Annotated in this window: 10 protein-coding genes and 1 other RNA gene; 5 read left to right on the top strand and 6 right to left on the bottom strand. The window is 32.1% G+C overall.

The annotated features are described in order from the left end of the window. Positions 1 to 16 precede the first annotated feature (16 nt). Positions 17 to 1,402, top strand: a complete 1,386-nt coding sequence (gene fumC / locus C8C83_RS16195) for a class II fumarate hydratase (protein ID WP_121329460.1) — start codon at positions 17 to 19, stop codon at positions 1,400 to 1,402. Between the two features lie 134 nt (positions 1,403 to 1,536). Here fumC and C8C83_RS16190 read toward each other — a convergent pair whose 3' ends face one another. Then, positions 1,537 to 2,739 carry an NAD(P)-dependent oxidoreductase gene (locus tag C8C83_RS16190; protein WP_121329459.1) on the bottom strand — a complete coding sequence of 401 codons (1,203 nt, stop codon included), beginning with the start codon at positions 2,737 to 2,739 and terminating at the stop codon, positions 1,537 to 1,539. Positions 2,740 to 2,979: 240 nt separating this feature from the next. Between C8C83_RS16190 and C8C83_RS16185 the strand changes: the two genes are divergently transcribed. From C8C83_RS16185 to C8C83_RS16175, 3 genes are all read left to right on the top strand, one after another. Continuing rightward, positions 2,980 to 4,182 carry a serine hydrolase domain-containing protein gene (locus tag C8C83_RS16185; RefSeq protein WP_121329458.1) on the top strand — a complete coding sequence of 401 codons (1,203 nt, stop codon included), beginning with the start codon at positions 2,980 to 2,982 and terminating at the stop codon, positions 4,180 to 4,182. A gap of 229 nt (positions 4,183 to 4,411) precedes the next feature. Continuing rightward, positions 4,412 to 4,807, top strand: a transfer-messenger RNA (tmRNA) gene (gene ssrA / locus C8C83_RS16180). 239 nt (positions 4,808 to 5,046) lie between these two features. Beyond that, on the top strand, positions 5,047 to 6,864 hold the full coding sequence (locus C8C83_RS16175) for a hypothetical protein (protein WP_121329457.1): 1,818 nt from the start codon (positions 5,047 to 5,049) through the stop codon (positions 6,862 to 6,864). Between the two features lie 365 nt (positions 6,865 to 7,229). Here C8C83_RS16175 and C8C83_RS16170 read toward each other — a convergent pair whose 3' ends face one another. The 4 genes from C8C83_RS16170 to C8C83_RS16160 all read right to left on the bottom strand — a co-directional run bounded on the left by C8C83_RS16170 (position 7,230) and on the right by C8C83_RS16160 (position 16,122). Continuing rightward, positions 7,230 to 7,868 carry a porin family protein gene (locus C8C83_RS16170; protein WP_121329456.1) on the bottom strand — a complete coding sequence of 213 codons (639 nt, stop codon included), beginning with the start codon at positions 7,866 to 7,868 and terminating at the stop codon, positions 7,230 to 7,232. A gap of 70 nt (positions 7,869 to 7,938) precedes the next feature. After that, positions 7,939 to 14,085 (bottom strand): M4 family metallopeptidase, encoded by a 6,147-nt coding sequence (locus C8C83_RS16165; RefSeq protein WP_121329455.1) that lies wholly within the window; start codon positions 14,083 to 14,085, stop codon positions 7,939 to 7,941. 96 nt (positions 14,086 to 14,181) lie between these two features. Next, positions 14,182 to 14,319, bottom strand: coding sequence for a hypothetical protein (locus tag C8C83_RS27245; RefSeq protein ID WP_158598161.1), 138 nt, complete (start codon positions 14,317 to 14,319; stop codon positions 14,182 to 14,184). Between the two features lie 192 nt (positions 14,320 to 14,511). Continuing rightward, positions 14,512 to 16,122, bottom strand: coding sequence for a hypothetical protein (locus C8C83_RS16160; RefSeq protein ID WP_121329454.1), 1,611 nt, complete (start codon positions 16,120 to 16,122; stop codon positions 14,512 to 14,514). A 423-nt stretch (positions 16,123 to 16,545) separates the two neighbouring features. On the opposite strand from C8C83_RS16160, the gene C8C83_RS16155 reads away from it, so the two are divergent. After that, positions 16,546 to 17,520, top strand: a complete 975-nt coding sequence (locus tag C8C83_RS16155) for a hypothetical protein (protein ID WP_121329453.1) — start codon at positions 16,546 to 16,548, stop codon at positions 17,518 to 17,520. Positions 17,521 to 17,661: 141 nt separating this feature from the next. Here the strand turns inward: C8C83_RS16155 and C8C83_RS16150 are convergent, their stop codons facing one another. Beyond that, positions 17,662 to 18,732 (bottom strand): ankyrin repeat domain-containing protein, encoded by a 1,071-nt coding sequence (locus tag C8C83_RS16150; protein WP_121329452.1) that lies wholly within the window; start codon positions 18,730 to 18,732, stop codon positions 17,662 to 17,664. Positions 18,733 to 18,795: the final 63 nt, after the last annotated feature.

Raw genomic sequence — 18,795 nt, 5'->3', positions numbered from 1 at the left:
TTTTACATACAACACCATGAAATACAGAATAGAAAAAGATACGATGGGCGAAGTTCAGGTCCCGGCAGATAAATATTGGGGAGCACAAACAGAACGTTCCAGAAATAATTTCAAAATTGGACCATCGGCATCAATGCCACACGAAATCATTGAAGGTTTTGCTTATCTAAAAAAAGCAGCCGCTTATGCAAACTATGATTTAGGTGTTTTACCAATCGAAAAACGTGACGCTATCGCAGCCGTTTGCGACGAAATTCTAGCCGGACAATTAAACGACGAATTTCCGCTTGTGATCTGGCAAACCGGTTCAGGAACACAAAGTAACATGAACGTAAACGAAGTTATTGCTAATCGTGCACAAGTTCTAAAAGGATTTAATATTGGCGAAGGCGAACAATTTATCAAAGCAAATGATGATGTAAATAAATCACAATCATCAAACGATACTTTCCCAACCGGAATGCACATTGCAGCTTACAAAATGATTGTCGAAACGACTATTCCCGGTGTCGAAAAACTACACGGAACTTTAGTCAAAAAAGCAGCGGAATTCAAAGATGTTGTAAAAATTGGACGCACACATCTTATGGATGCAACGCCATTAACATTAGGACAGGAAATTTCAGGATATGCTGCTCAATTATCATTCGGATTAAAAGCACTTAAAAATACTCTCGCTCACTTATCAGAAATCGCTTTAGGCGGAACCGCAGTAGGAACCGGATTAAATACTCCAAAAGGATACGACGTTAAAGTTGCCGAATATATAGCAAAATTCACGAATCATCCTTTTATAACTGCCGAGAATAAGTTTGAAGCTCTTGCAGCTCACGATGCAATTATCGAAACACACGGAGCTTTGAAACAACTGGCGGTTTCTTTGAATAAAATTGCAAACGATGTCAGAATGTTAGCTTCTGGACCGCGATCAGGAATTGGCGAAATCCATATTCCGGAAAACGAACCAGGATCATCAATTATGCCCGGAAAAGTAAACCCTACACAATGTGAAGCCTTAACAATGGTTTGCGCACAAGTGATAGGAAACGACATGGCAATTTCTGTTGGCGGAATGCAAGGACATTATGAACTAAACGTTTTTAAACCTGTAATAGCAGCAAACTTTCTTCAATCCGCAAGACTTTTGGGAGACGCTTGTATCTCTTTCGACGAACATTGCGCACAAGGAATCGAACCAAACTACAAACGAATAAAAGAACTTGTAGACAATTCATTAATGTTAGTAACCGCTCTAAATACAAAAATTGGTTATTATAAAGCCGCCGAAATCGCACAAACCGCACACAAAAACGGAACAACTCTAAAAGACGAAGCCGTTCGTTTGGGTTATGTAACGCCAGAAGATTTTGACGCGTGGGTAAAACCGGAGGAAATGGTTTAAAAAAATTATGAGTTATGAATTATAAATTATGAGTTAAAAAAAAGCGGTAGAAGATCTAAAAATCCTTCTACCGCTTTTATTATTTCTTAAAATTATAATTAATGAACTAATAATTCATAACTCATAATTTATAATTACTTCCCGTCCACATAATCTTGCAAATAAGCAAATCTTGGTGTTAACTTTCCGTTTTCGGTAATTTTTGCACGTTTTAGGATTCCTTCTTTATCATTGTTAAAGAAAGCAGGAATTACGTGTTCCATGAATTGCTCTCCAAAACCTTCACTTGCGTCTTTCGGGATTTCGCATGGCAAATTATCAACCGCCATTACTACAACCGCAGCAGGATGAAAAACATCTACTTCTTTGTCTTCTAACGGAAAATAACCATATAAAGGTTCTGCAATTGTCGAAGATCTCAAAGTACAAGCAATTGGTCCATTTACATCGCACGAAATATCGGCAACGACTTTAAGTTTGCAATCATTTGCATTAAGCATTTCTTTCGTCAAAATCATTGGAGCTCCACTTGCGTAAAAATGTCCTGCGAAATAAATATCCGTGACTTTGGTGAATTTTTCAAAATCTGAAACATAAGCTTCAGGATGTGCAATAAAATCATTAAAATCTAAAACCTCACCATCGATACGTTTATTATATTCTAAAACATCTAACTGCACATAAACAGCTTGTGTATAATTTTTAGTCAAATAATTCTCAACCGTAATTTCTTTTATTTTAATGGCGTCCAGAATTTCTTTAGCTCCGCTTCCCACCTTTCCAGTTCCTGTAATTACGAACTTTAAAGCTGGCATTGTAATACGCTTCAAATGCTTAATTAAATCGTCTTTACCTCCAAGAGTTTCTGCTTTTGGTAATTTAAATAATTCAAATTTTATTCCAAAAGCACGTATTCCGTTGTAAACACCAACCATTCCGGCATATTTTCCAAAACCAATTAAACGTCGATTTTCTGCATCAACAATAGTTTCATGATCATACAAATCAATGTTCTTCTCTAAAATAGCTTGCAATAATTTTCTATTATAAGGTTGCTTTTTGATTGTATGCGAAAAGAAAAAATAAGCTTTATTTGGAATTAAATTTTCTACAGGAACTTCTTTTACACCAAATAAAACATCACAACCTGACACATCTTCTGTAACGGTAATGCCCATACTTTTATATTGAAGGTCTGAAAAAATTCTGATATCTGAACTTTCTACCTCAACAACAGCATCATGATACGTTTGTTTGAGTTTTGCCAATTCGCCCGGAGCAAAAACAACTCGGCGATCTGGTGGGCTTTTTCTTTCTTTTATGATTCCAAATTTCATTTAAATAAGTTTGAGGTAATTATTAATATAACTTTTTGCGTATAATTTGTTTCAAATATAACAATTTTCGTTAAAGTTTTGTTGTCAAAATACAATTTAGAATCTTTAAAAACCGTTAAAAGCTGGATAACAATCGACTAAATAAAAATCAAGTTAATTTTGTGTTAAAAACTACTTTTTAGTTAACTAAAAATATCAAAACATAAATATTGAATTCGATATATTTGTTTTTCAAGAACGATGCAAATGAATTTCCTTAAGAGAACAAATATAGCACAAATACTTATTCTAATTTTAGTTTTAAGTTCGTGCGGAAAAGATAAAAAAACGAGTGTTGACAAAGCTTCAACAATAGAAGATACCTTACCAAAAATGAAGCCTTTAGGTCCTGAAAAACGAATAACACAGGCCTATATAAATTCTGTAGCCGGACGAATAAATCACTTTTACAGCAAAAACTGGCCAAACAATAGCATGAACGGAAGTTTTTTGGTTGCCAGAAATGGACAAATTATTTTTGAACGCTATAATGGTTATGCAAATAAAAATGAAGGAACTAAAATAACCGCAAATACACCTGTTCAAATTGCTTCTGTAAGTAAAGTACTTACTGCTACAGCGGTTTTAAAATTGGTAAACGCCGGCAAAATTGATTTAGATCAAAAGGTAAATACAATTTTAAAAACATTTCCGTACGAAGATTGTACCGTTAGAATGTTGTTAAGTCACCGTAGCGGAATGCGTAATTATGCTTATTTCACAGATCATGATAAATCAGTTTGGGACAGACATAATCAACTTACCAATCAAGATATATTAGACATTTTAGCCACAAAAAATATTGGATTAGAATCAAAAACCGGAACTCGTTTTGGTTATTGCAATACCAATTATGCAATGCTGGCTCTTATAATCGAAAAAATTACCGGATTAAAATATAAGGAAGCAATGTCTCAAATGATTTTCAAACCTTTGGGAATGACAAATACTTATGTTTTTGACGATGATAAAGATCGCAAAACAATTGTACCTTCTTATAAAGGTAACGGTGCCGAAATTGGTTTTGATTATTTGGATAACGTATATGGAGATAAAAACATTTTCTCTACAGTAAGAGATCTTTTGAAATTTGACAGAGCCAGAAATTCTCCTGACTTTTTGAAACCTGCTTTATTAAAAGAAGTTTATACTGGTAACAGTAACGAACGAAAAGGAACTAAAAATTACGGTTTAGGAATTAGAATGATTAATTGGGAAACCGGACAAAATTATTATTTCCACAATGGATGGTGGCATGGAAATACCTCATCATATATTCCGTTGATGAAAGAGCATGTGACCATTATTGCATTATCTAACAAGATGACCAGAAACACTTATGCTGTTCGTAAACTGGCTCCTATTTTTGGTGATTATCCTTTTAATTTCAAAGACGAAGAGTAAAACTATAGTCAAAAGTCGAAAGTCAAAAGTTACAAAGCTTTAAAAACAGTTGCTAATATTCACTTTGTACTTTTTAAAATAAACCTATTGGCTGAAAATAAAACAAGTAAAAGTAAATAAGTATGTGACTTTAAAAACTTTATAACTTTTGACTTTTAACTTTCTAATTTTTGTGTAAATTTTATTACCAAAGTAACTTCAAATAGTATAAATTTGCAAACTCATTTTTGGGGTCGACTGGTTTTGACAGCAAGTCGAATTGAAAAGTAAGCACGTCGAGCATTGAGACCTTGCTCGTAAATATAAGATCTTACAATTTTACACGGCGAAAATAACTACGCTTTAGCTGCATAATCTGAATTATAGTAAGATTAGCCACGTCCCTATAAGATAGGGAAGCTGGATTCTCCTTGAAAGCCTTGGTTTGTGGCGGTCAGTATAGGGGAACCGTAAAAATAGACCTAGATTTCCATGAGCTTCGGGTGGATTTCGAAATTAAGAAGATAAGTGTTGAGTGGTTGTTCCTGACCTAGCTTAACATCGAAAATTCAATCAGGAAATAAACGTGTAGAAAGCTCTTTAGTTGCTTGTTTGGACCCGGGTTCGATTCCCGGCGACTCCACAAAAAAGCCTGTAAACTTAATGTTTACAGGCTTTTTTATTTCTTAGATTCTTGATTTAATCTTATATTAAATATTTTTCACATTAGCTAAATTAATTTATAATAAAAGATTAATAAATTAAGATCTAAACTTTCCCTAACAATTCTAATTATATCTATCCTCACTTATAACACTATATGGAAAACCGTAATTGTTATTGTAAAACGTAGCATACATTTGAAAGAAACTAAAATACTCAATTATGCAATTAACAGACAATGAGATTTTAAATCAAATCGTATTTAATGAAAATGCTTATTTTTATTCAAATCCAAACCAAGTAAACCTGTCTAGATATCTTATTACAAATTTATTCAGAAGAATTTCGAATGGAAAAACGGGAAACTATCTGCTAAGAGTCATAAATAAAGAGATTATAATTAATGAACAGAATTTTACTTATTCTATTTGTATCTTTCGATATACGGCTATTCCATCTATTCTAGAAGAAAGTTTAGAGAATTGGGAAGAAGTAAAACTAGCATATATACTGATTATAGATTTTAATGACTACATAATGATCATTAGACGAAATGTTGGTAAACTTAGAGAATTTCTTGAAAAGTTTGAACCTATCGATTACAAGGTTCTTTCAACTCTATATGTTGATGAAGACACCCAAATCGAAAAACTAAATATGCAAAACATGAATGTTTCTGATCGTGCTATGCGTCAAAAATCACTAGAATCTCTTAATCTACAACAGAATCTCTCACCTCTTGGCACAAGTAATTACGTGGTAAATAATTTGAGGGTAAAAAATGATGACGAAAAAACTTCTCTTTCATTGAATACTTCAAGAATAAATAAATTTGGCAAAAAGTCAACTATTAGAGAAATTTCTAAATGGGGATTTTTACAAGTTGAGCGATTACGAACACATACAGATAGACAAACCTTTCTATCAATGTTTTCTGAATCTATAGATTTTAAAGATCATAAACATGATTTAATGCCTATCGCAATTTTATTTGTATTCTCAAAATTATATGAAGACTTGGAGCAAAATGTAATTCACGAGACCCGAATTGTTCTAAGAAATGGAAGTCAACGACAAATAAATCTAATCAAATACATATCAAAGGTTGAAACTTTGCTCCAGATTGCTAATCATAATACTATTGGTCTTACAACCTATGATATTCAGAATCCATATGTAAACGATTTAGAAATAAGAATGAACGAAAAGTCTATTTCAGTAAGGTCACAAAAACTAAAGAATATTATTTTATTTAAAGATAATGGAAAGATGCAACCTCTTATTGATTACATAAATGTATCAAATCAATTCATAGTAAATTTTGACAATTGCGAACTTATTTATACTAATCGAAAACTATTTAAAGACAATAGGCTTTTAGGTAATATTGACAATTTTCTCAAAATATTCCTTCCTAATCCTCAACTTCAAAATGCAAATAGTGAAAAAGGTACATTTACGGCAACTTCCACAAATTTTAGTCCCAGATCTATTTTTAATATTACCGAAAGCATCTTTTTACAAGATTCAGAATATTTGATATGCGATGATCTTGGAAAAGAGTGGGCAGATCACATTAGTATAGTTGGAAATAAAATAAAATTTATTCATTCAAAATATAAAAAAACTAATTATTCAGCATCCGCATTTCAAGATATTGTCGGACAAGCATTGAAAAACTTAGGCAATTTAATGCCGCAGGATTTTCAGTTAGCTTCTAAACAAGATTTCTGGAATAGTAATTATAATAATGATAGAGTCCAAACACAAATTAGAAGGTTACGGAAAGGTAATTCGATAAATAATTTTATTGATGTATTTAAGAGTACTATTTTAGAGCCTAACCATCAAAGAGAAGTTTATTTAGTATTGAATTTTATCTCCAAAAGTGGATTAGAAGTGAAGCTTCAACAATTAAGAGATGCTGAATATTTTGCCGAAAGAAATGAAATAATACAAATCCTATGGTTCCTATCGTCATTTATTAATGGATGCAAGGAAGCAGGAGTGGATGGAGTTTACATTTATTGCAAACCATAAATCTCTAACTCTTTCAAGTTACTCAACTATCTAACAGTTTGTAACATTCTTGTTCTCGTTTTAATTTAAAAAAAATCCGATCTAGAAGAAATATTCAAATTAAAAAACATATCGATTCTTAAAAAAAAGCTTCAGGGCTTCTTTAGAACCCTATCTATAAACATCAACATAGGAATTAAGTGTTCAATTGAGACCCTCTCAATTGAACAAAAAAAGGAAGATATTTAAATACATCTTCCTTTTTTTATCTCTAAAATATCTAAACATCTAACTAAAAAAACTTTAATAGTTTATCTGTTTTTTTTTATTTGTAAAACAAAATAAAACCACTCTGGTAGAGAGTGGTTTTAAGAACCTACAAAAAATTAAAAAAAGTAACCAATTGTTATTTGAAAAACTCGGTTTTTCATATCATTATTAATGAAGTGATTTGCATCTCCTTCTTTGAAAGCATTCGAATACGAAATATTATATCTCGCGTCTGCGTAGAATTTATCTTTAAATTGATAACCCAATCCAAAATTCACAGAAGTATCGATACCTGTTGAATAATCTTTCAAGTTAAAACTTTCCTGATTTTCATAGCCTAAAAAATTATCTTCATATTTATTATTCGCTTTTAAAAGTATTCCTATTTGAGGTCCTGCTTGTATACTTAATCCTTCGAATACATAGTATTTTAGCATTACAGGAATGTTCAGATAATTCAGATCTATTGTACTTTTATAATGCGAATTGGTTACATCTTTATCAGAAAAGGAAGTTTTTGATCCTTGCTGACTGTACAACAATTCTGGTTGAAGCGAAAAGTTTTTAGCCATTGGAATTTCGACCATAAACCCTGCCGTAAATCCCGTTTTGTTTGATGATTTTAGTTCGCTTTCATCAAAATTAAGGCTTGCCAAATTTAAACCTGCTTTTAGACCTAGTTTAACTTTTGGGGTTTGAGCCATAACAGTCACACCAAAAAATAGTGTGCATATAAGGAACATTGATTTTTTCATATGTATATAATTTGTTTTAAGAATGGTAACTCTCACAAAGGAGAGTTACCTTATTTCTATCTGTATTTTGTTATTTTTTAATAACCTTGGCTGTGTATTTTTTATCCTTTACTACACATTCTAAAACATAAACTCCAGGAGTTAATCCGCTTAGATTTATAGTTGACGGAATACTTGTATAGGTTTTATTCCATACGGCTTTTCCATCCATAGCGTACATTTTGATTTCTGTTGCTCCTTCAATTTTTTCACCCAAAAAGATGTTTACGTTGTCAACAGCCGGATTAGGGAAAACTCTAAACGGATTTGTTATTTTTCCAAGCAACATACCTTTTGAATCAAATGCCGTCGAAATTCTATTACAACCGTTATCATTAGTTATTTGAAGACTATAACTTCCTTCCCAAATCGCAATTATAGATTTTTCAGTTGCATTTGGAATAGGTCTATCGTTCAAAAACCATTGGTACGAAGCTGCATCAACTGAAGCTGTTAATTTTTTCTCCCCTACAACCTGAATTTCCGGTACAATGTTGTTTTCAAGAATTGAAATTGTCGTACTTAAAGTTTTACCAATTCCGTTTTCATTATAAACCGTTACGAAATAATCACCACTTTCTTTTGTAGTATAAGTTGGTTCTGTTGAACCGTCAAACCATTCGTAAGATTTATAGTTTCCCGGATTTAAAACAACTTCAGGACCACAAATAGCGCCACTTTCTAAATCAGATTCAAAAGTGTCAAATGTTGCTGTGATTTTTTCTGTAAGCGTACATCCGTTTTTAGTCACAACTGTTACAGTGTAATCTCCTGGCTGATTGATTTCAATAGCATTAGAAACCGCACCTGTATTCCATTTGTATGAAGTAACTTCTAACTTATCAACGCTAAAATTAGTTTGAGCATCAATGTATAAACTTTTGCCTGCGTATCCGTGAATACTTGAATTATCAAATATTTTAAAATCCTGAGCTACTCCCTGATAGATGTAGTTTGTAATTTCGTTGTTTTGTTGAACCGCGTCATTTTCTAATTTTGCGTTCACACTAAACACATGAGAATCACCTCCTATTTCAAGTTTTGGCTGTTTTTTCAAAATATATTCGATACTTTCTCCAACCGGAATTCCAGCTTCAATAGTTTCTGAAATAGTTTCGTTTGTGTTGATGTAATTTACATCTAACTGAATTGTGTTTGCTGCAATGGCAATTTGTCCTTCATTAGTCAATTTCACTTTAAATTCAGATCCGCCACATACATCTTTTGGTGATAATATTTGTACAGATGCATCTAAAACATCATCAGTGATTACTTTTAAATCATCTAATACCATGTATGAATATCCACCTTCTTTAGCATGTCTAAATCTAAACATTACAGATTTTCCTGCATATTTCTTTATGTTGATTGCTCCTTTTTTCCACTCTGTATCAACATAGTCTCCATGTTTAGAGTCTCTCCATATTTCAGTCCATTCCCCTCCTACCGTTTTAACATCTACAATTAAACTGTTAATGTAGTTGCATTGCATTGCATAATAAAACTCTAAAGCCGTTGCATTTTCAGATAACTTATACATCGGAGATAATAATTCTCCATAAATAGCATAATTTTCAAGCTGATTATACAGCATCGTTGCAGCTACATCTCTTGTATGATCCGTTTTAGGAACTGTCAGGTTTGTATTATCCGGTTTAGTAACAACTCTCCAAGGATAGTTATCATCACTTTGATTTGAAGTATATCCTTTTGATCCAAATATTGAACCTAAAGCTACATCCGAAAAAGTTTCTGTTTCTAAATTTGGTGCTTTTGCAACAACCTGAAAAGATTTCGTAAGAGTTTGTGCATCAGCTTTTAGCTGTCCATTCGAAATTATTTTTACTGTAACTTCATAATTTCCTGCCGCCAATTGCGGAATACCATTTATTGTATAAACAATGGTTTGATATTGCAAGATCTTATCATTTTTTTCCAGCGTAACCGGTTCACCAACCGCTTTACCATTTTGGGTAATTTGATATTCGATCGTAGCTTTCTCTACTGTGTTATAATAAGCATTTGTTGCACCTATAAAAAATTCGTGCGAAGGCGCATCTTCATAAACCGTTTCAGGAACGCTTAAATCAGATAACTGTAAATAATCTGCTTTCTCTGTAACCTTAATATTATCTATCGCAAAACCATTAGCAAATAAACCGTTATCATCATGCTGGAATGCTATCATCACACATGATTTTCCTGCATAAGGCGTTAAATCTACGTGATATTGGATCCAATTATCGATATAATACATTTTAAACACAGTTTCCCATGTATTACCTCCATCTGTACTTACTTTTACATATCCGTCTGAAAGTCTTTGACCATCTCCAAAACCATCAAATGATAAATGTGCTTCTTTATAGTTGCTTAAGTCAAAAACCGGAGAGATTAATCTATCATTAGAAGCATCACAATTACATTTATCATCATTGCTTGCCATAAATTTAGTATGATCTGTCAGGAAAAAACTTGGAGAGCGTAAATCTAAATACGTACCATGTATCCAGCCGGCACTTCCTTTATTTTCAGAAGTTCTCCATCCTTTATATTGACTTGCATCTTCAAAATCCATCGTATACGGAAGTACAGATACTTTCATATCGTCATTATTCCAACTATCATAACTCAATGTATAAGAATTATTTTTCGGCTTAATATCCTTAGTCATATCATCAGGAAAAACAGAAACCAAAATAGTATTACTACCTATTGTTTTTAAGTTAATATTTGGAATAGAATATGTAATCGTATCTTGAAATTTAGCAAACACTAATGATGCTTTTTCTGTTTTTGAAAAGATTTCATTTTGTGCGTTATCAAGAATTTTCACATTAACATTAACCTGCTCAGCAGTTGTTGCAAAATTGTTAATGATTTTAGCCTTAATTGTTACATTAGTGTTGTCAATTTTACAACTTCCCGCATCTACATTTACAGCCGAAAGTTCTAAATCATAAGGTGCATTATCGACACGAATATTATCTATAAAAGCACCTAAGAATCCATCATTGTAATCATCTGTAACGACGCGGAAACGAATTGCAGCTTTTTTACCCGCTAATTCATTTAAACGCATTCCAAATGGAGCCTTTTTAAAATCATTATTGATTCCGGTAAACCATGGGCCAGATAATACGCCTTCGTTATCATAATGCAAAGTTGAAGGATAATCGATACCAGTAACTTTTTTCCAGTTTTGGTTATCTTCAGAATATTCGACAATTAAACCATCATATCCGTTATGGAATAAAGAAATGATATCAAACTCAACATATGGAAATGCAACATTTGTAAAATCAAATACAGGAGATTGCAATGTAAAATCAGCATTTAAAGCGACTCTATCACCAGTATCTCCAAGTTGTACTGTAGCCCAAAGATATTTAGATTTAGTATCTCTAAAGGAATATGCACTTGCTTGCCATATAAATTTTTGATTTGTAGCCAATGATTCTGAATACCATCCTCCAGGCGTTCCTTCGAAATTTTGACTATAAGGAAATTGAGTTACAATACCGTTATAAACGGCATTTGTTCCAGTATTATTCGTTGCTACAGGATCGTTGTCGTATGATACAAAAGCATCAAAAGTATGCAGACCAACTGCAGATAGATCGACAGTGCCATCAAAAGGAATTGTCATTTCTGAGTTTCCTTTAAAAACAGTGCTTAATGTAATATCTTTCCAGATCGTTTGATTTCCGGCAAATTTATCCTGATATCCTACTTTTAACTGTGTTCCGGCAGGTAAATCCTGACAACCCAAATTAAAAATTGTAATTGATAATGCATGATTTGCCGATAAAGTCGTACCTGAATATTCAGGAAGATTCAACCTTGCAACTTTAAGATCTAAATCTTTTTGCGCCGGCGGAACAAGGTAACTTGACACAAACGAAATTCCCTCTTTTGTACCAAACGCTGTAATAGGGTCAAAATCAAGTTTAACTTCTACATAATTTAGTGCCGTTAGACTTACATTATAAGGAAGGTTTTCCTGGATTTTTATAACTGTTTCTGCACCTACAGCCAGATCTTTATCAAAACTAATAACACCATCATTAGTATAAAGTGTACTCATTCTTCCACCAAAACCGGCTATCATTAATCTTAACTTATAGTTTAAAGCCTTATCCGCTTTAATTACAGTAGATCCTGTATTTTTAATTGTAACATAAAAAGGTTCATCTCCTTTTAAAGAGCCACAAGCAACGCTAGGTTTTTCTACTGTAACAACTGCAAATTGTTTGTCTGCAAACTGAGTTCCCACACCAATCGCATACCAGGCATTGGTAATTTGTTTGTATTCTTCAGAACCCATTCCGTATAAATCCTCGGCAACCATCAAAGTCGCCTGACGCATATCGCTAAAGTTTGACGACGGCGATAAGTATTCCGTAAGGGTTATATATGCTATTTTTTCTGCCTTAGCAAGACCAATAGCTTTTACATCATAACTGTTATTAAGGTCGTTAACCCCTTTTCCTCCTTCGCTTAAAAGATAGAACCAATAGTTAGTGATTCCGCTATTAATATGCACACCACCATTATCATAAGAAGTATTTAAAGGATTTATCCAATTTACACCTCCGTAAGTGTCCGGCTGACTTTGAGCTTTTGGGTTCCCCATACTTCTCATGCTTCCATGTTTGTACAATTCGTTACCCAATAACCAAATATTTTCTTTAGTATCTTTTCCAACATAAAATTCAACAGATATACCAAAGATATCACTGAACGATTCATTCATTGCACCAGATTCTCCACGGTAAATTAACGCCGCAGAATATTGTGTTACGGCATGTGTAAGCTCGTGTGCTGTAATTCCTAAACCTACATAAGGCGAGTTGTTGACACCATCACCAAATTGTGCCCAGCCACCAGTCCATGAAGCATTTTCGACATTATTGCCTAAATGCGCAAGACTAATAATTTCTAACCCTTTATTATCGACACTATTTCGGTCAAATTTTTCCGCATAATAGTCAAGTGCTTTTTGCATTCCCCAATGAATGTCAAGCGCAACCTCATCATGATTTTCATTATGCAATTCACTCCAGATATTATCTTCATCGATATAATCTGTAATTACTTCGTCTGAAGCCTGATCTGCATGATTCATGTTTAGGGTATACATAGGAATTTTAAATTTCCCATAATCAGCTTCTAATCTGTAACCATCAGCATATTGCTTGGTATTAAAAGTTACGTCTCCGGAATAGCGTGCCTTACCTTTACCCATAGTTTGCCCGGGAAGATTAGAATCACGATCCAACGCAATGTTTAAAATTGTTTTTCCTGAATTTGCATCGATATAAATGGTTTGGCTTGATTGCGGATTAGTCGCATAAATATCAAATTTCCAAGCCAGATAATATTCTGTTAATTCAGGCGAAAAATTAGGCCCAACATAAACCAAATCACCTTCCGGTTTTGAGCTTATATTTTTATTAATGATAGATCCTAATTTTTTACTTTCCCAAATATATTGCTTCGCATTTACCGTTTTTAATGCATTTTGAAAAGCTGTAGCTGCATTTATTTTGTAATTGCCATTAACAGGCAATTTCTTAGCGGTAGCTCCAAATGCATCAATCTTGGTTTTATTTTCTCTAACCTTATAAATAGCACCTTCAACCGGAATAGAATTATGCAATTGCTGATAAGTAGCAAGTGTTCTACCATGATTATCAGAAACTGATTTTAATTGCATTTTATCAGTCGAAGCTAAATCAAACTCTTCTCTTTTAACTTCAAAAATATTTTTTATCGTTAATTTTGAAGACTTAGCAAATGATTTCACCTTTGTGCTAACAGAATCCTGTGCATTTGTTTTTGCAGTAGTATTCGTTAATTTTTGTGTAAATAAATTTTGACTTTGTTGTGCTCGTTTTAGCACCGCTTCGCTTTCTGCTGCAGAAAGTTCTTTGCCGCTTATCTTCTCTTCTTTTTGGGTAAAAAGATTATTCGCATCACTATCCTGACTGGAAATTTGATCCTTAGTTTTTTTAGAAACTTGATTTTTTGTCTGGCTTGCAGTCGGCGATCCTAATGCCGTTACCGCATTGCCTTTTAGCTTGTTTGGAACGGGTGACTGTGCCATTCCCACGGAACAGACAAAGAAACCTAACAGAACAAACAAATACTTGGTTTTAAAGTAAATCTGGTTCATTGTTTTAAATTTAAAAATTAATATATAGTGCGCTTAGTTAATTCATTTTTACACTTTAATAGTTCATAGCAAAACCATAAAAGCGGATTCTAAAAATCAATTCTGGTTTTGATCTTTAGGATTTTCTTTTGTTATTTTTTCCAGAATTTTCAGAAGGGTTTTCTTTTTTGTTTCTGCTTCTTCTAAAAGTTGTTCTAAACTTTTAGGAGGGGTATTTTTTTTCTTACGATTCATTATAATTTATTTACTATCGACTTGGTCAGTAATCGATTTTGTAAATGTAGAATGGACGCTTTTATTTTCGAAAAAAAGGAGTATAGCAAAAACACTCTCAGGTAGAAAAGCTCCACCCAAAAGCACTCAAAAAAAAATAAACCAAACTAAATCAAATCATTAGCTTGGTTTATTTCTTTATAATTAGTTAACTTAAATTGTATTTAGATAAGTAGAGAGATTTACTTTTTCATTGGTCAAATCGAACTTTTTACGGAGTCTTGTTCGGGCATTTTCAATAGCTTTAAAAGATTGCCCTGTAATCTGAGAGATTTCTTTTGTGGTTAAATCCAAATATAAAAGCGCACATAATCTGCGGTCTTTTGGGGTAAGAGAAGGATAATCCTCCGTTAATTTGTCGAAAAAAGATTTATGAACCTGCTCGAAACTTATTTCAAATTCTTGCCAGATATCTGTATTCAAATTCTTTTCAAGACGCTTTAAAACTATATCAATAGCTTGCTGCATTTCTTTATTAACGGTTTTGAGTTTGATGCTTTTAAGATCCGTTAGGATTTCGTTTATAGTATCTGTACGATGTATTTCTGCCATTGCTTTTCCTATCAAAACCTTATTTTTTGCGTCCAGATTTTGATTCAACGCCTGCATATTTGTTTTTAACTTCTCTTTTTCCAGTTGGTTTTTAATATTCTTGTTTCTGTATTTTATCAAAAAAATAATTAAAATCAATATTCCAACGATCAATATCAGTCCGATCACATAATATTTAAATCGTTTCTTTTCTTCATTAATTGTTTTTATCTGAGCGCGCACTTTATAATCCTGCTCCAACTTTATTTTTTCCAGGTTTATTGCTTTTTCTTCTACATGAATACTATCATTTATTGTATTATAATTCTGAAAATAATAAACTGCATTTTTATAATCTTCTTTACTTATATAGACTTCATAAAGCATTTTATTCAGATTTAAACCTGAAAAACTATATTCATTTCCCTTAGATAATTCTAATGCTTTTTTTGCATTTACAATTACGGCGTCATAGTTTTTTTCTTTTAATTTATAACCAGAATAGGATTCATAAACAAAAGCTTGTATTAAATGATCGACTGGATCTTTTGCTAAAGAAAATGCCTGATCAAAATAAAAATCGGCATTCTTCTTGTCGTTTTTCAAAACATAAGCCCGAGCTAGATTGGTAGAGACATAGACTTTTAAAACGTTGTCTTTTATGGTTTTATTTATTAAATGAGCTTTGTGATAGTAATACAAAGCCGAATCTACATTTACGCTTAAATATGTAGTTCCTATATTATTTAAGACTTTGACAAGTTTAACGGGATCATTTTTTGATTTTTGATAGCGATATACTTTTAAGAAATATTCCAGCGCTTTATCTTTATTTTTTCCTTGTCCGTAAATAATTGCGAGATTGTTTTCTAATTTAGATGCTTCCTCAAGATTGCCGGTGTTTTTGTAAATATCGTAGGCTTTTAGATAATATTGCAAAGCAACATCCAATACCTCTTTTGAAGAATACATTTTTCCTGCCGTAATGTAAATATTTGCCAAAGTATCTTCTGAAACCTGTGAATTTTTGGCTTCAGTTTCGGCTAATTCAATATACTTTATAGCTCTGTCCCAATCGGATGCTTTCAATCTTAACGCAATTTTGCGACACAGTTCTGCTTTTTTCTGATGATCGTTAATACTATTTAAATTATCAATCAGCTCTTTTGTCGACTGGGAATGAACGCTAAAAGAAAGAATAAGAAACAATAAGAAAAATAATCGTGACATCATATTTAAAAATTCAAATAAAGAATTTCAAAATTAAAGAAAACAAATAAGATAAGTCTGTTAAAATGTTTGATAAAATCTTTAAAATACTTATTTCTTTTAAGAAAAACACAATTGAGATTATATTCAGCCTATATTATTTAATTGTAGTTTTTAAGTCTTTATAGGAAATCTGCAAATTCTGTTTACATTTTTTTTGACCAATTAAAATCTCTTTTTTTCATTTTTAATCCAGAATTTAAACTTAGCCAACAAAAACATCATTACCTATTAAAATTCCTATAATATAAAAATAAAGTTTTTAATCTTATACGAAAAATACCATTATTTTTATTTAATCTTAAAAAAGAAAGAATTTAATTTGTGAGAAAATTAAGTATATTAAATAACCTTTTAACATTACCACTAATTAAAATTTGAATTTTTATGAGAAAATTACTTCTTATTGCGCTAGCGCTAAACTTCGTAGCTTGTTCTACAGACAACAATGAATCTGCTTCTACATCTTCAGCTCAATTGCCAAAAAGCGTATTTAACGCGAATCCAACTCCAGAAGATTACAAGCTTTCTAAAGACCCTAATTACATTCGAGATGAAAAAGCTATATCTGAATTAAAAAAAGGTTCAGTTACAGGAAAAACTGCAGCAGTTTGGGTTAATACTTACGTTCCGGATCCTAATTTCAGATTAGCATTAATTAATGCTGGTGCAGGACAAGAAGATGCTGTAGCCAATGATAATTTCATCAATATTGACAAATCACGTGTAGGATTATATGTCGCTGGTGCAAATATTACTGATGCAACTGGTATACAGGCTTTTACTTCGCTACAACAGTTACTTATAAATGGAAATCAACTGACTTCTTTAAACGTTTCGGCAATTACTACCTTAAGCTGGTTAGAATGTCAAAACAATCTGTTAACGACTTTGAATCTTTCATCAAACATTAATCTTACTCAAATTTGGTGTCATAGCAACCAACTTAATAGTTTAACAATTCCTTCTAATGTTGCTGGTTTATGGGGACTTTGGTGTTATGGTAATCAATTAACTACTTTAAACCTTAATGGAAACACTAAGCTTACAAGTTTATTCATTCAGTCTAATCAGTTGACTTCTTTGAATGTTTCTCCATTAACTCTTTTAGAAAAAACAAACGTTTCTTCAAACAAATGGACTGGTTTAAATTTTGACTCAAATTCTAAATTAACTGCTCTTTGGTGTTTTGGTAATACATTATTGACTGATTTAAGCATCAAAAACAACAATAATTTTGCTATAACGCTGCAAGATTTTACTCAAAACACAAAACGTCCTAAAATACATGTTGATGCTAATTTTCTATCTCAGGCATATACTTTATGGCCTGCTAGTGGAGGATCTGTTTATCAATTGTAAATAATTTTAAAATAATAAAGCCCGGGGGAGCTTAAATATTTAAGTAATTCTCATGTGAATTACTTCTATTAAAATTATTTTAAAAGACAAAAGCTACCTCAACCGGTAGCTTTTGTTTTTACGTTCATCCCTATTTATAACTTATTTTTTGTCGATTTTTACCCATTCGTTATAAGTTCCTTCACCTCCAACTCCTCTGATAAAATATTTTTCTCCGTCTTTTTTTATTCGGTAATTAGGTTTTGATTGTTTACAACGATCATCATTTTCGTTGTAATACAATTCTAAAACACCTTCTTTTTCAACTCCTTTATAATTTCCTTCGCACAAAAAATCTCCCCCAAAAGCTTCTGACTTTAATACAATTCCGTTTGTTGTAATCGTAAAATGATAAGTAGTACTTCCTGTCCCTTCGTTAGTTAATTCTCCTTTTGTGCTTACTTCAAATTCCCCTTGAAATTTTTCTGCGATTGGTGCGCTAGATTTTGCTTTATCACTTAGCTGATTCAATAAATTATAAATTTCCGGATCATTGGCTTTAGCATAACTTAAAGCTGAAGTCTCTTCTAAATCAACTTGATTTACATCAGCACCTTTTTCTACTAATAATTTAACCGCTTCTTTGTTTTTACTTTTTACAGCTTCTATTATAGGAATAGAAGCCATTTCAGTTTGTGGATTATACTTCCCTTTTATGTCAGCATTATGATTAATTAATGCTTCAACAATATGAAAATTAGAAAATTGACAGGCAAAGGAAAGTGGTGTAAGACCACCTTCTGTATAGATACTATTTACATTTGCTTTATTTTCTAAAAGTAAATCAACTATTTTTTCATTTTGATTCTCTATTGCAACATAAAGTGCATCATATTGATAATCTTCATCCTCTTGACCCAAAGCTATATCGGCTTTTTTTGAAATAAGCTTTTTTACAAAATCATATCTTCCAAATTTGCAGCAATATCCCAATATTGTATAGGAATTGGATTCATCAAATTTGTAAAAAGCATTTATGTTTTTAGTTGTATCTATATAATGAACAAAATCTGCCTGGTTTAATTCGATCGCTTTTTTGATATAGTTTTGATCTTGATTTCCTTTAGCTGATTGAGTTGACGCCGTTTTAATTACATTTTCATTTTCTGATTTTTTACAGCTCAAGACTATAATTTGTAATAATAGCAGACAGACTAATTTTGATTTTTGCATTTTTTAATATTAAGGATAAATTGGGGTTATTTAATATAATTTTCTACTCTGCTAAATTAATTA

The sequence above is a fragment of the Flavobacterium sp. 90 genome (assembly GCF_004339525.1).
In the GTDB taxonomy this organism is placed as follows: domain Bacteria; phylum Bacteroidota; class Bacteroidia; order Flavobacteriales; family Flavobacteriaceae; genus Flavobacterium.
The sequence above is the reverse complement of the archived record's forward strand: the minus strand, read 5'-3'. Positions and strand labels throughout refer to the sequence as shown.